The sequence below is a fragment of the Heyndrickxia vini genome (assembly GCF_016772275.1).
In the GTDB taxonomy this organism is placed as follows: Bacteria; Bacillota; Bacilli; order Bacillales; family Bacillaceae_C; genus Heyndrickxia; species Heyndrickxia vini.
Genome location: NZ_CP065425.1, coordinates 1277333 through 1290938, shown reverse-complemented (window position 1 = coordinate 1290938; position 13606 = coordinate 1277333). Strand labels below are relative to the sequence as shown.

4 protein-coding genes, 21 tRNA genes, 3 rRNA genes and 1 pseudogene are annotated in these 13606 nt (G+C 42.7%); 1 reads left to right on the top strand and 28 read right to left on the bottom strand.

Translation table 11 applies throughout. The annotated features are described in order from the left end of the window. Positions 1–26: 26 nt before the first annotated feature. The 28 genes and pseudogenes from menH to I5776_RS06300 form a co-directional block, all read right to left on the bottom strand. Positions 27–836, bottom strand: coding sequence for a 2-succinyl-6-hydroxy-2,4-cyclohexadiene-1-carboxylate synthase (gene menH, locus I5776_RS06435; RefSeq protein WP_202779547.1), 810 nt, complete (start codon positions 834–836; stop codon positions 27–29). Next, positions 833–2584 (bottom strand): 2-succinyl-5-enolpyruvyl-6-hydroxy-3-cyclohexene-1-carboxylic-acid synthase, encoded by a 1752-nt coding sequence (menD, locus tag I5776_RS06430; protein ID WP_202779546.1) that lies wholly within the window; start codon positions 2582–2584, stop codon positions 833–835. The genes menH and menD overlap by 4 nt, the downstream gene beginning before the upstream one ends. Further along, positions 2581–3987, bottom strand: a complete 1407-nt coding sequence (locus I5776_RS06425; RefSeq protein WP_246483941.1) for an isochorismate synthase — start codon at positions 3985–3987, stop codon at positions 2581–2583. The genes menD and I5776_RS06425 overlap by 4 nt, the downstream gene beginning before the upstream one ends. Positions 3988–4263: 276 nt before the next feature. After that, positions 4264–4335, bottom strand: a tRNA-Glu gene (locus I5776_RS06420). 4 nt (positions 4336–4339) lie between these two features. Next, positions 4340–4430, bottom strand: a tRNA-Ser gene (locus I5776_RS06415). 21 nt (positions 4431–4451) lie between these two features. Further along, positions 4452–4526 (bottom strand) — tRNA-Asn (locus I5776_RS06410). Between the two features lie 5 nt (positions 4527–4531). After that, positions 4532–4605: transfer RNA gene (locus I5776_RS06405), tRNA-Ile, on the bottom strand. 8 nt (positions 4606–4613) lie between these two features. Further along, a tRNA-Gly gene (locus tag I5776_RS06400) sits at positions 4614–4687 on the bottom strand. 4 nt (positions 4688–4691) lie between these two features. After that, a tRNA-His gene (locus I5776_RS06395) sits at positions 4692–4767 on the bottom strand. A 35-nt stretch (positions 4768–4802) separates the two neighbouring features. Further along, positions 4803–4878: transfer RNA gene (locus I5776_RS06390), tRNA-Phe, on the bottom strand. Positions 4879–4900: 22 nt separating this feature from the next. Next, positions 4901–4977, bottom strand: a tRNA-Asp gene (locus I5776_RS06385). A gap of 105 nt (positions 4978–5082) precedes the next feature. Further along, positions 5083–5156 (bottom strand) — tRNA-Met (locus I5776_RS06380). A 22-nt stretch (positions 5157–5178) separates the two neighbouring features. Further along, positions 5179–5271 (bottom strand) — tRNA-Ser (locus tag I5776_RS06375). A 9-nt stretch (positions 5272–5280) separates the two neighbouring features. Next, a tRNA-Ile gene (locus tag I5776_RS06370) sits at positions 5281–5357 on the bottom strand. A gap of 4 nt (positions 5358–5361) precedes the next feature. Continuing rightward, positions 5362–5438, bottom strand: a tRNA-Met gene (locus tag I5776_RS06365). A gap of 24 nt (positions 5439–5462) precedes the next feature. Continuing rightward, positions 5463–5538, bottom strand: a tRNA-Ala gene (locus I5776_RS06360). 20 nt (positions 5539–5558) lie between these two features. Continuing rightward, a tRNA-Pro gene (locus I5776_RS06355) sits at positions 5559–5635 on the bottom strand. A gap of 7 nt (positions 5636–5642) precedes the next feature. Continuing rightward, positions 5643–5719 (bottom strand) — tRNA-Arg (locus tag I5776_RS06350). A gap of 36 nt (positions 5720–5755) precedes the next feature. Next, positions 5756–5844, bottom strand: a tRNA-Leu gene (locus I5776_RS06345). Positions 5845–5854: 10 nt separating this feature from the next. Then, a tRNA-Gly gene (locus I5776_RS06340) sits at positions 5855–5929 on the bottom strand. 17 nt (positions 5930–5946) lie between these two features. Next, a tRNA-Leu gene (locus I5776_RS06335) sits at positions 5947–6027 on the bottom strand. A 10-nt stretch (positions 6028–6037) separates the two neighbouring features. After that, positions 6038–6113 (bottom strand) — tRNA-Lys (locus tag I5776_RS06330). A gap of 14 nt (positions 6114–6127) precedes the next feature. Continuing rightward, a tRNA-Thr gene (locus I5776_RS06325) sits at positions 6128–6203 on the bottom strand. Between the two features lie 169 nt (positions 6204–6372). Continuing rightward, positions 6373–6448: transfer RNA gene (locus I5776_RS06320), tRNA-Val, on the bottom strand. A gap of 12 nt (positions 6449–6460) precedes the next feature. After that, a 5S ribosomal RNA gene (gene rrf / locus I5776_RS06315) occupies positions 6461–6577 on the bottom strand. A gap of 72 nt (positions 6578–6649) precedes the next feature. Continuing rightward, a 23S ribosomal RNA gene (locus tag I5776_RS06310) occupies positions 6650–9597 on the bottom strand. A 189-nt stretch (positions 9598–9786) separates the two neighbouring features. Beyond that, positions 9787–11337, bottom strand: a 16S ribosomal RNA gene (locus I5776_RS06305). The 16S, 23S and 5S rRNA genes sit together here with 21 tRNA genes alongside, the layout of an rRNA operon. A 516-nt stretch (positions 11338–11853) precedes the next feature. Continuing rightward, positions 11854–12765, bottom strand: a pseudogene (locus tag I5776_RS06300) (DMT family transporter). Positions 12766–12880: 115 nt separating this feature from the next. Here I5776_RS06300 and I5776_RS06295 point away from each other — a divergent pair. Further along, positions 12881–13570, top strand: coding sequence for an MgtC/SapB family protein (locus tag I5776_RS06295; protein WP_202779545.1), 690 nt, complete (start codon positions 12881–12883; stop codon positions 13568–13570). The last annotated feature ends 36 nt before the right edge of the window (positions 13571–13606 follow it).

Below are 13606 nucleotides of genomic sequence, written 5' to 3'. Positions count from 1 at the left end.
TTAAAATTATATTTTTGTAGAATCAATCATTTATTCGACAAAAACTCCATTATTATTGTACCAAACTTTTGAGAATCTTCCACATGAATTGCATGACCAATGTCTTCAAATATATAATGCATTACATGCGGAAGATTGCTTTTCATCTTTTTTCCGATGTCACAATATTTTTCATCTAAACTACCAGACAAAATAAGCACTGGTATATCCAGTTGATGAAGCCTATCCCATAAAGAAGGCATTTTCCCAGTTCCCATCCCTTTTAAACTATTAGCAAGTCCAATGGGAGCATTTTGTAATCTTTGCTGTTTAACTTTTTCCTGGATGGAATGGTCTAACCTTTTTTGGGAGTTAAACAAGGGAATATTTGTCCAAAAATGAACAAATGATTCTACCCCTTCATCCATGATTTTATTAGCTAACTTTTCATCATTTTCACGCCGTAATTTTCTTCCCTCTTCAGTTTCTATCCCCGGAGAGGCACTTTCTAAAATGAGCTTATTGACCATTTTAGGATATAAAAAAGTAAATGTTAGAGCGAGTCTTCCACCCATTGAATAACCTAAAATATTTGTCTTGTTTATTTTTAAATGAAGGAGTATATCCCTTATATCTTTCGCAACTTTTTCAATATGAAACCGATCGATATTTATAGGAATCTCCGTCTTACCATGCCCAAGAATATCTATTAATATTAGTTGATTTTTTTCCTTTAAATATGGATTAATCCCATCCCAACTGGTCATATCACCGGTAAAACCATGTAACATGATGACCGGTTCACCTTTTCCAATAATGTTCACATGATAATTCACATTATTTACTACAATGTTCATTCTATTTCTCCATGAACATATTGTTCAATTTCCGCGGAAACACGTTTCCACATTTTTCGATGAATTTCAACATTCACATCACGATTCGTAGGAACTTCTATCACATTTAATCCTTTCAATGTAATCGCTTCATTTATTGAACGATGAAATTCATCCCAGTTACTTATTTTACTATATTTACCATTATACATTTTTACAACATATTCAAATTCAATATCTGTTGGTGTACCAAATAGTGCTTCAAAATGTTTTGGCTCATTCGATTGTGGCAAGAAAGAAAAAATTCCTCCGCCATTATTATTAATTACGATAATCGTGATGTTTAATTGATGCATCTTTGCTGCTAATAACCCATTTAAATCATGGAAAAATGATAAGTCGCCAATTAATAAAAACAGCGATTCTCCATATAAACTTGCTCCTAATGCACTTGAAACTACACCATCAATCCCATTTGCTCCGCGATTAGCTAATACCCGTATATTTTGTTGATTAAAATGGAAAAATGTATCCACATCGCGAATTGGCATACTATTACCAACAAATAAATGGCTATTTTGCGGCAATCTTTTTATTAATTCTAAAACGAGCTTTCCTTCATCTAATTCAGAAATATCACTAATTTCGTTAATAATTGTATTCCGAGCAATCTGATTTAGATTCTGCCACATTTTCAACCATTTTGAATGTCTTTTTGTATCCAATTGATTTAATAATCCTTCACAAAATAATGTTTCATCGCAATAGATCATTTGGGTAGCCGAATTAATTGGATCGCGCCAACTATCTCCCGCTTCAATAATATATTGTTCAGTTCCCTCAAGTCGTTTCATAAATTTAGTTAAAGGCTTTGAAACCGGCATTCCGCCAAATCGAATAATAACATCAGGATACAACATTTCATCTGAAACAATGTCTTTTAATATTGCATCATAACTATCAATGATATTATTCTCCGAGAATGTCCCACTTCGAAGCTGTGAAAGTGGGTCTGCAATAATTGGATAGCCTAATGAATCAGCCATTTCTAAAACCGCTGCTGAAAATTGTGGATAATCAATAGCCCCACATACAATTAAGCCCTTTTCAAGAGTTTGCAGTCGATCGCAAATCGTTTTCATTTCCCCCAAATCAAGAAGGGTACTCCCTTGCTTCACTTTAATTACTGATTGATCCTCCAATTCCCCGAATGGAGAAGGGGTCAATCTTGGTAGTAATGGCTCGCGAATTGGAAAATTTAAATGTACTGGGCCCGCTGGTTGCTGTATAGACATACTAATAGCTCTTGTAGCTGTTGTTCTAGCATAGTATGTCATTTCTTTCCCTATCTCTGGAAGTGCCATTTCAGCAAACCATTTTACATGCTTTCCATATAAATGAATCTGGTCGATTGCTTGTGGTGCCCCAATATCCCGCAATTCATGTGGGCGATCAGCCGTTAATACGATTAATGGAATTCTTGAAAGCTTTGCTTCTACAATTGCAGGAAAATAGTTAGCCGCTGCAGTTCCAGAAGTACATAATAGGGCAACAGGATTCCTTGTTTGTTTTGCAATTCCCAATGCAAAAAAAGCAGCTGAACGTTCGTCAATATTTATATGATATTTAAGCTTAGGGTGGTCAGCAATTAACAAAGCTAAAGGTGTTGACCGTGAGCCGGGGCTTATGACAACATCCCGAACACCTGAATTTGACAATCCCTGAATAAAGCTAGCTAAATATGTTGTAAGTGTCTCTTGATGATTCATAATTTCTTTCCTCCTAATGCACGAAGCATCGGACGAAATTTAATTTTTGTTTCAAAATATTCATCCTCTGGGATTGAGTCGGAAACTACACCGCACCCAGCATATAAAAATGCTTCATTCTCTTTAATTAATCCTGATCGAATGGCTACAGCAAACTCTCCATTCCCCCTGTAATCAACCCAACCAATTGGAGAAGCATAAAACCCACGATCCATTTTTTCCTTATCGCGGATGATTTGTAAAGCTTCATTAGTAGGTACTCCCCCCATAGCGGGTGTTGGGTGAAGATCTTTGACTAATGGAAAAATAGAAATCTGATCATCCTTAATTGTTCCATTTACAGGTGTAAACAAATGCTGTATATCTCTCATTTTCATGATTGTAGGTATTTCTGGAATGTTAACATTCCTGCAATATTTACGAATGACTTCAGCGATCATTGAAACTACGAGCTGATGTTCATGTCGATTTTTCACATCATTAAATAATGTCTCACCTAGAGACTCATCCTCACTTATCGTATTCCCTCGCTTTATTGATCCAGCAAGGCATGCGGATAGAATAGCGTCTCCATTCTTCTTAATCAGTCTTTCAGGAGACGCACCTGTAAAACAGCGATCAACCGTCTCTAATGAAAAAATATAGCTTTCATGTTGTTCTTCCCATAAATTCTCTAATACGTTTTCAGCTGCTATTTTATCATTAAATTCAATATTCATTTTCCTTGCCATAACTACTTTATTTAATTGACTATCTTTTTTTAAAAGGTCAACCACTTCCGCGACTGAGTCTACCCATTCTTGGCGGTTCATTTCATGTTCCTGTTTAATATTGCTATTTTTCCCTTTTGAAAATTTAGTCTCTAATATTTCTCTTTGTATTTTTAGATGGTGATTTAGAATACCTAAATGATCATCTGAATTACATAATATATTAATTGTGAAAAAAACTTCTTGTTTATTTATAACGAGCATTAGTTTTGGCAGATGAAATAAGGCATTGTTAAACGGAGCCCATTCTGACTCTTTCATACTTAAAGGATCGAATGAAAATCCACCAAAAATTACAGGACCGGTTCCCTGAACATCGAAAGGATTATATATATGAGCATCCTGTATTAATTGATTCCATTCCTTATCAATGTAATCAAATCGATCTTCTTCTACTTCCGTCTTGAAAGTTTGTGTACTACCTAGACCAACTATAATCATCTCATCGTTCGGAACCTTCCAGAAAAAACGTTCTCCTTGAAATAGCGTTTTTGCAGATGAATAAAATGATAGGGGGTCAATATTATTTAATTGTTCTGTATAACTAAATAAGATCGATTTGTTCTTTTTTTTAGCCTTTGTTAAAGCAATATTGCATTCATTTTCAATGTTCATCTGTTCAATTTTTTTCAAAATTATCTCTCCCAAAAACAACCGTGCAACGACGAATCTTTTTAAATTTTTATGTCCAATCTTTAAGATACACCTCTAATAGAATAGAGTCAATGAACACAACTTATCTTCCCCATTTCACACATTAAATATTGATTATATAGAAATTTTTCCGACGACATAGAACTTTAAAAGATGGCTTTTTTATATCCTTTGAATGAAGATTTTCAAAAGAAAAAAGGAGTTTAAAAGACATATCTTTTAAACTCCCAACTTACTATATATTCGAATATATTATGACCCGTACGGGATTCGAACCCGTGTTACCGCCGTGAAAGGGCGGTGTCTTAACCGCTTGACCAACGGGCCTAAATGGCGGAGAAGGAGGGATTTGAACCCTCGCGCCGGTTACCCGACCTACACCCTTAGCAGGGGCGCCTCTTCAGCCACTTGAGTACTTCTCCAATATTGTTTAAATAATAAAATGGCTCCGCAGGTAGGATTCGAACCTACGACCGATCGGTTAACAGCCGATAGCTCTACCACTGAGCTACTGCGGAATAAATGGGCCTAAATGGACTCGAACCATCGACCTCACGCTTATCAGGCGTGCGCTCTAACCAGCTGAGCTATAGGCCCATAAAATATGGAGCGGGTGATGGGAATCGAACCCACGACAACAGCTTGGAAGGCTGTAGTTTTACCACTAAACTACACCCGCAATATGGGGCGGCTAGTGGGAATCGAACCCACGCATGTCGGAACCACAATCCGATGCGTTAACCACTTCGCCATAGCCGCCACATTGTATATATACAATCTTTGATAACTTTATATGGTGGCTCGGGACGGAATCGAACCGCCGACACATGGATTTTCAGTCCATTGCTCTACCGACTGAGCTACCGAGCCAAGTATGTATATTATATGTAAATGGCGGTCCGGACGGGACTCGAACCCGCGACCTCCTGCGTGACAGGCAGGCATTCTAACCAGCTGAACTACCGGACCAATTTTTTTTCAACATAAGGAGAAAATAAACATCCTTATTTTTCTTTCAGCGACAGCTGAAAATAACAGTATATTTTTGACTAATGTCAAAATAACTATCTTTAATTGCGGAGGCAGGATTTGAACCTGCGACCTTCGGGTTATGAGCCCGACGAGCTACCAGACTGCTCCACCCCGCGGCAATATTAATATACATTCATATGGCGGAGGAAGAGGGATTCGAACCCCCGCGCGGTGTAACCCGCCTGTCGGTTTTCAAGACCGATCCCTTCAGCCAGACTTGGGTATTCCTCCGAAATTATATGGTGGACCTTGTAGGACTCGAACCTACGACCGGACGGTTATGAGCCGTCTGCTCTAACCAGCTGAGCTAAAGGTCCTATATGGTAGCGGCGGAGGGGATCGAACCCACGACCTCACGGGTATGAACCGTACGCTCTAGCCAGCTGAGCTACGCCGCCATATAGTTATAATTAAAATTTAATTGGTGGAGCCTAGCGGGATCGAACCGCTGACCTCCTGCGTGCAAAGCAGGCGCTCTCCCAGCTGAGCTAAGGCCCCATATTAGTTTTTGTATATAATGGTCGGGAAGACAGGATTCGAACCTGCGACCCCTTGGTCCCAAACCAAGTGCTCTACCAAGCTGAGCTACTTCCCGAACTTAATGGCGCGCCCGAGAGGAGTCGAACCCCTAACCTTTTGATCCGTAGTCAAACGCTCTATCCAATTGAGCTACGGGCGCATATAATGAAAGTTATTTCGCTTCGCAAAAAAACTTTGGTGCCGAGGACCGGAATCGAACCGGTACGGTAGTCACCTACCGCAGGATTTTAAGTCCTGTGCGTCTGCCAGTTCCGCCACCCCGGCAAGGGTTGTCTGGAGCGGAAGACGGGATTCGAACCCGCGACCCCCACCTTGGCAAGGTGGTGTTCTACCACTGAACTACTTCCGCGACTTAATTAGTTATAATGCGGGTGAAGGGAGTCGAACCCCACGCCTTGCGGCGCCAGATCCTAAGTCTGGTGCGTCTGCCAATTCCGCCACACCCGCGTAAATTTAATGGTGAGCCATGAAGGACTCGAACCTTCGACCCTCTGATTAAAAGTCAGATGCTCTACCGACTGAGCTAATGGCTCATTTCTTTTAAAAATGGTGCCGGCCAGAGGACTTGAACCCCCAACCTACTGATTACAAGTCAGTTGCTCTACCAATTGAGCTAGGCCGGCATATTAAATTATTTTCCTTATATTGAACCACTTAAGAAGGTCGTCCAGCTTTCAGACTGATTATTCAAGTAGCGGCTCAAGCTGTACGCTGAAGTTATTCCTACGAAGCGTATTCGGTCGTGCTCTACCAATTGAGCTAGGCCGGCAAAATGATTTTTTGTCTAAAAGATGGTGGAGGATGACGGAATCGAACCGCCGACCCCCTGCTTGTAAGGCAGGTGCTCTCCCAGCTGAGCTAATCCTCCATGTATTATACAGCCTGGCAACGTCCTACTCTTGCAGGGGGAGAGCCCCCAACTACCATCGGCGCTGAGAAGCTTAACTTCCGTGTTCGGGATGGGAACGGGTGTGACCTTCTCGCCATAATTACCAGACTAAAAATTTCAGGGATTGTTCCCTCAAAACTAGATAGATGAGAAATACTTCATAATAACGTCAAATCAAATTAGGATAAGTCTTCGACCGATTAGTATTCGTCAGCTCCATGTGTCGCCACACTTCCACCTCGAACCTATCAACCTGATCATCTTTCAGGGGTCTTATTTAGATAAACTAAGGGAAATCTCATCTTGAGGGGGGCTTCATGCTTAGATGCTTTCAGCACTTATCCCTTCCGCACATAGCTACCCAGCGATGCCTTTGGCAAGACAACTGGTACACCAGCGGTGCGTCCATCCCGGTCCTCTCGTACTAAGGACAGCTCCTCTCAAATTTCCTACGCCCACGACGGATAGGGACCGAACTGTCTCACGACGTTCTGAACCCAGCTCGCGTACCGCTTTAATGGGCGAACAGCCCAACCCTTGGGACCGACTACAGCCCCAGGATGCGATGAGCCGACATCGAGGTGCCAAACCTCCCCGTCGATGTGGACTCTTGGGGAGATAAGCCTGTTATCCCCGGGGTAGCTTTTATCCGTTGAGCGATACTACTTCCATGCGGAACCACCGGATCACTAAGCCCGACTTTCGTCCCTGCTCGACTTGTAGGTCTCGCAGTCAAGCTCCCTTGTGCCTTTACACTCTGCGAATGATTTCCAACCATTCTGAGGGAACCTTTGGGCGCCTCCGTTACCTTTTAGGAGGCGACCGCCCCAGTCAAACTGCCCGCCTGACACTGTCTCCCACCCCGATCAGGGGTGCGGGTTAGAATTTCAATACAGCCAGGGTAGTATCCCACCGACGCCTCCACCGAAGCTGGCGCTCCGGCTTCAAAGGCTCCTACCTATCCTGTACAAGCTGTACCAAAATTCAATATCAGGCTGCAGTAAAGCTCCACGGGGTCTTTCCGTCCTGTCGCGGGTAACCTGCATCTTCACAGGTACTATAATTTCACCGAGTCTCTCGTTGAGACAGTGCCCAGATCGTTGCGCCTTTCGTGCGGGTCAGAACTTACCTGACAAGGAATTTCGCTACCTTAGGACCGTTATAGTTACGGCCGCCGTTTACTGGGGCTTCAATTCAAAGCTTCGCTTGCGCTAACCTCTCCTCTTAACCTTCCAGCACCGGGCAGGCGTCAGCCCCTATACTTCGCCTTGCGGCTTCGCAGAGACCTGTGTTTTTGCTAAACAGTCGCCTGGGCCTATTCACTGCGGCTCTCTCGGGCTTGCACCCTAACAGAGCACCCCTTCTCCCGAAGTTACGGGGTCATTTTGCCGAGTTCCTTAACGAGAGTTCTCTCGCTCACCTTAGGATTCTCTCCTCGCCTACCTGTGTCGGTTTGCGGTACGGGCACCTTTCACCTCACTAGAGGATTTTCTAGGCAGTGTGGAATCAGGAACTTCGGTACTATATTTCCCTCGCCATCACAGCTCAAGGTACATGGTGACGGGATTTGCCTCGTCACCCCTCTAACTGCTTGGACGCGCTATTCCAGCAGCGCGCTTACCCTATCCTCCTGCGTCCCCCATCGTTCAAACGGTGAAGAGGTGGTACAGGAATATCAACCTGTTGTCCATCGCCTACGCCTTTCTACCGGCTTAGGTCCCGACTAACCCTGAGCGGACGAGCCTTCCTCAGGAAACCTTAGGCATTCGGTGGAAGGGATTCTCACCCTTCTTTCGCTACTCATACCGGCATTCTCACTTCTAAGCGCTCCACCAGTCCTTACGGTCTAGCTTCTCAGCCCTTAGAACGCTCTCCTACCACGGACACCAGACGGTGTCCATCCACAGCTTCGGTGATACGTTTAGCCCCGGTACATTTTCGGCGCAGAGTCACTCGACCAGTGAGCTATTACGCACTCTTTAAATGGTGGCTGCTTCTAAGCCAACATCCTGGTTGTCTAAGCAACTCCACATCCTTTTCCACTTAACGTATACTTTGGGACCTTAGCTGGTGGTCTGGGCTGTTTCCCTTTTGACTACGGATCTTATCACTCGCAGTCTGACTCCTAAGGATAAGTCATTGGCATTCGGAGTTTGTCTGAATTCGGTAACCCGATGAGGCCTAGTCCAAACAGTGCTCTACCTCCAAGACTCTTACCTTAAGGCTAGCCCTAAAGCTATTTCGGAGAGAACCAGCTATCTCCAAGTTCGATTGGAATTTCTCCGCTACCCACACCTCATCCCCGCACTTTTCAACGTGCGTGGGTTCGAAGCCTCCAGTAAGTGTTACCTTACCTTCACCCTGGACATGGGTAGATCACCTGGTTTCGGGTCTACGACCTCAAACTCATTCGCCCTATTAAGACTCGCTTTCGCTGCGGCTCCGCCTCTTCAGCTTAACCTCGCTTGAAATCGTAACTCGCCGGTTCATTCTACAAAAGGCACGCTATCACCCGGCGTCTTTCCGAAGGAAATACGCACAGGGCTCTAACTACTTGTAGGCACACGGTTTCAGGTTCTCTTTCACTCCCCTCCCGGGGTGCTTTTCACCTTTCCCTCACGGTACTGGTTCACTATCGGTCACTAGGGAGTATTTAGCCTTGGGAGATGGTCCTCCCTGCTTCCGACGGGATTTCACGTGTCCCGCCGTACTCAGGATCCACTCTGGAGGGAACGAAGTTTCAATTACAGGGTTGTTACCTTCTTTGACGGGCCTTTCCAGACCTCTTCATTTACTTCGTTCCTTTGTAACTCCGTATAGAGTGTCCTACAACCCCAAGAGGCAAGCCTCTTGGTTTGGGCTTCTTCCGTTTCGCTCGCCGCTACTCAGGAAATCGCATTTGCTTTCTCTTCCTCCGGGTACTTAGATGTTTCAGTTCCCCGGGTCTGCCTTCCATACTCTATGTATTCAAGTAAGGATACTACCCCATTACGGGCAGCGGGTTCCCCCATTCGGAAATCTCCGGATCAAAGCTTGCTTACAGCTCCCCGAAGCATATCGGTGTTAGTCCCGTCCTTCATCGGCTCCTAGTGCCAAGGCATTCACCGTGCGCCCTTACTAACTTAACCTAAAAAGGTTGTTTATTACTTACTTAATGGATTCATCCATAAAGTGGCGATTCTCGGTTATTACTTGGTTATTTCTCATTTTATCTAGTTTTCAAGGAACAATTAGTTTGAAAGGAATTAACCTCTCAAAACTGAACAAAACGAAAGCGTCTTTTTGTAACCACGTCAGTGGTCTTCCATATTCCTTAGAAAGGAGGTGATCCAGCCGCACCTTCCGATACGGCTACCTTGTTACGACTTCACCCCAATCATCTGTCCCACCTTCGGCGGCTGGCTCCAAAAGGTTACCTCACCGACTTCGGGTGTTACAAACTCTCGTGGTGTGACGGGCGGTGTGTACAAAGCCCGGGAACGTATTCACCGCGGCATGCTGATCCGCGATTACTAGCGATTCCGGCTTCATGTAGGCGAGTTGCAGCCTACAATCCGAACTGAGAATGGTTTTATGGGATTGGCGTAACCTCGCGGTCTAGCAACCCTTTGTACCATCCATTGTAGCACGTGTGTAGCCCAGGTCATAAGGGGCATGATGATTTGACGTCATCCCCACCTTCCTCCGGTTTGTCACCGGCAGTCACCTTAGAGTGCCCAACTAAATGCTGGCAACTAAGGTCAAGGGTTGCGCTCGTTGCGGGACTTAACCCAACATCTCACGACACGAGCTGACGACAACCATGCACCACCTGTCACTCTTGTCCCCGAAGGGAAATCCCTATCTCTAGGGAGAGCAAGAGGATGTCAAGACCTGGTAAGGTTCTTCGCGTTGCTTCGAATTAAACCACATGCTCCACCGCTTGTGCGGGCCCCCGTCAATTCCTTTGAGTTTCAGCCTTGCGGCCGTACTCCCCAGGCGGAGTGCTTAATGCGTTAGCTGCAGCACTAAAGGGCGGAAACCCTCTAACACTTAGCACTCATCGTTTACGGCGTGGACTACCAGGGTATCTAATCCTGTTCGCTCCCCACGCTTTCGCGCCTCAGCGTCAGTTACAGACCAAAGAGCCGCCTTCGCCACTGGTGTTCCTCCACATCTCTACGCATTTCACCGCTACACGTGGAATTCCGCTCTTCTCTTCTGCACTCAAGTCTCCCAGTTTCAATGACCCTCCACGGTTGAGCCGTGGGCTTTCACATCAGACTTAAGAAACCGCCTGCGCGCGCTTTACGCCCAATAATTCCGGACAACGCTTGCCACCTACGTATTACCGCGGCTGCTGGCACGTAGTTAGCCGTGGCTTTCTGGTTAGGTACCGTCAAGGTACCGCCCTATTCGAACGATACTTGTTCTTCCCTAACAACAGAGTTTTACGATCCGAAAACCTTCATCACTCACGCGGCGTTGCTCCGTCAGACTTTCGTCCATTGCGGAAGATTCCTACTGCTGCCTCCGTAGGAGTCTGGGACGTGTCTCAGTCCCAGTGTGGCCGATCACCCTCTCAAGTCGGCTACGCATCGTCGCCTTGGTGAGCCGTTACCTCACCAACTAGCTAATGCGCCGCGGGTCCATCTGTAAGTGGTAGCTAAAAGCCACCTTTCAATTCTCCTTCATGCGAAGGAAAAAGTTATCCGGTATTAGCCCCGGTTTCCCGGAGTTATCCCAGTCTTACAGGCAGGTTACCCACGTGTTACTCACCCGTCCGCCGCTAACTCTCAGGGAGCAAGCTCCCATCAAGTTCGCTCGACTTGCATGTATTAGGCACGCCGCCAGCGTTCGTCCTGAGCCAGGATCAAACTCTCCAAAAAGATGTTTGATTTAGCTCTAAAAAGTTAATTTATTGACGTTTCGTTTTGTTCAGTTTTCAAAGATCAATTTTCGCTCTTAAAGCGACTTTTAAATATTAACATCTTTCCGATTCTCAGTCAACACTTTTTTTAAATGTTTTTTGAAGTTTTTATAAACACTTCCGTATCGGACGTTTAATAATATAACACGGATATTATCATGTTGCAATGCTTTTTTTTGAAAAAATTTTTAAATCCTATTAATCATACTATGGACAATAGTTAAATATATATTATCAAATTTAATATTATTTGGGAAGGTGAGTTAGATAAATATTTTCGCATTACTAGTTTCACTTTCGATGACATTTTATTTATTTACCTGCACATACTTTTTCGAAAAAAAAATAGGTAATAATAAATTCCAACATTTTATCACTATATTATTTACCTTAATCATGGCATTTGTTTTTTCAGGCTTAACCTATCTGTTTATTTAAAGATTAAAGGATAGGTTAAGCCGAAAGAAACTTTTTATTAGACTTGAATTGTTTTTGTATCAAACGATTTTGCCTTAGCTTTTTTTTCATCAATAATGAAAAGGGTTATGCTAAGAAGGATGATCAATCCGCCGATAACTTGTGTCCAGATAATATTTTCCTCTAAAATAAAATAAGCTAAAATTGAAGCACCAATAGGTTCAAATAATATTGCCATTGAAATAATAGAAGTGCTTAACCATTTAATTGTCCAGTTGAAAAGTGTGTGTCCTAATAGTGTTGGGAGAATAGCTAAAAGTAAAAAGTAAATCCAATCCATATTATCAGTAGGAATAAGCGATTCGCCTCTTACTAAAACATAGATTAATAGAATCAGCGAACTGATAGTATAGACAATAAATGTATACGACATTAGAGACATGCGTTTTCTGACATTTTGACCAAATAATAAATAGGCAGTAACTAACATGCATGCTAAAAAAGCTAATAAATCTCCAAACAATGCCATTCCGCTAATCGTGAAATCTCCCCAACTAATAACAATACTACCTATAATCGCAAAAACACCGCAGAATATTGCTTTTAACGTAAAGGACTCTTAAAAAAAAATAAAAGTCCCAGCAAATGCAAATAAAGGTTGTAGTGTAACTAAAACAGTGGAACTTGCTACTGATGTATAGTTTAAAGATTCAAACCAGAGGATAAAATGAAACGCTAAACAAGCACCAGATATACCAGAGAAAACCCAATCCTTTTTCGATATTTTTATTAATTCCTTAACGTTCTTAGATAAAAAAAACGGCAACATAATAATAACAGAGAAAAAAAGCCGATAGAACGCAATCGCTCCTGCACCTGAAGTACAAAGTTTCACAAGTATAGCTGATGTAGAGACAGTTAGTACACCTATAATAAGTGCAAAATAGGGATTTACTTTTGGATTATTCATATAACTCTCCTTATTCCGTATGAAAATTATGATAAAATATATACACCTATTCTATAATCTTTTCACCCTATTTTCTATCATTGTTTATACGGTTACGCATCGAAAGGGGATAACGATGGAGTTATTAGACGTAAATATATTATTTAAACTTGGGATATCAGCAGTACTTGGTTTAATTATCGGACTAGAAAGAGAGCTAAAACGAAAACCGTTAGGATTGAAAACGAGTTTAGTAATCTCAATAATTAGCTGCCTATTAACAATCGTATCCATTCAATCAGCATATCTATTTCCAGCTTCAAATGGAGTTCCAATTCAAATGGATCCATTAAGACTAGCAGCACAAATTGTTTCAGGTATTGGTTTTCTAGGAGCTGGGGTGATTTTAAAAAAAGGAAATGATAATATTACAGGTTTGACTACTGCAGCAATGATATGGGGCGCAGGAGGTATTGGAATTGCAGTAGGAGCAGGCTTTTACTTTGAAGCAGCAGCAGGTGTTATTTTATTAATGATTAGTGTTGAAATTATCCCATCTATCTTATCGAAAATCGGTCCTCAACAACTTAGAAAAAAAGATATCCTATTACGAATTATAGTAAAGGATAAACTAAGTATAGATAAAGTAATCACTCAAATTGAGGAAAACAAAATAACCATTGAGGGCATTCGCATTAAAGACCTTCAACAAGATGGACATTTAATCGTATTAAAAGCAGTCACAAGTCACAGAAGACCAACTACTGAAATTTTTCACATCGTTTCGAGTTTGAATGAAGTAAAAGGAACAGAAATCGAAAGTTAATATAGAAAAAGGACTGAACAGTATCAGTCCCTTTTA

Coding starts and splice junctions, on each gene's coding strand:
- menH (WP_202779547.1), bottom strand. CDS start 836: ATGAACATTGTAGTAAATAATGTGAATTATCATGTGAACATTATTGGA.
- menD (WP_202779546.1), bottom strand. CDS start 2,584: ATGAATCATCAAGAGACACTTACAACATATTTAGCTAGCTTTATTCAG.
- I5776_RS06295 (WP_202779545.1), top strand. CDS start 12,881: ATGGAGTTATTAGACGTAAATATATTATTTAAACTTGGGATATCAGCA.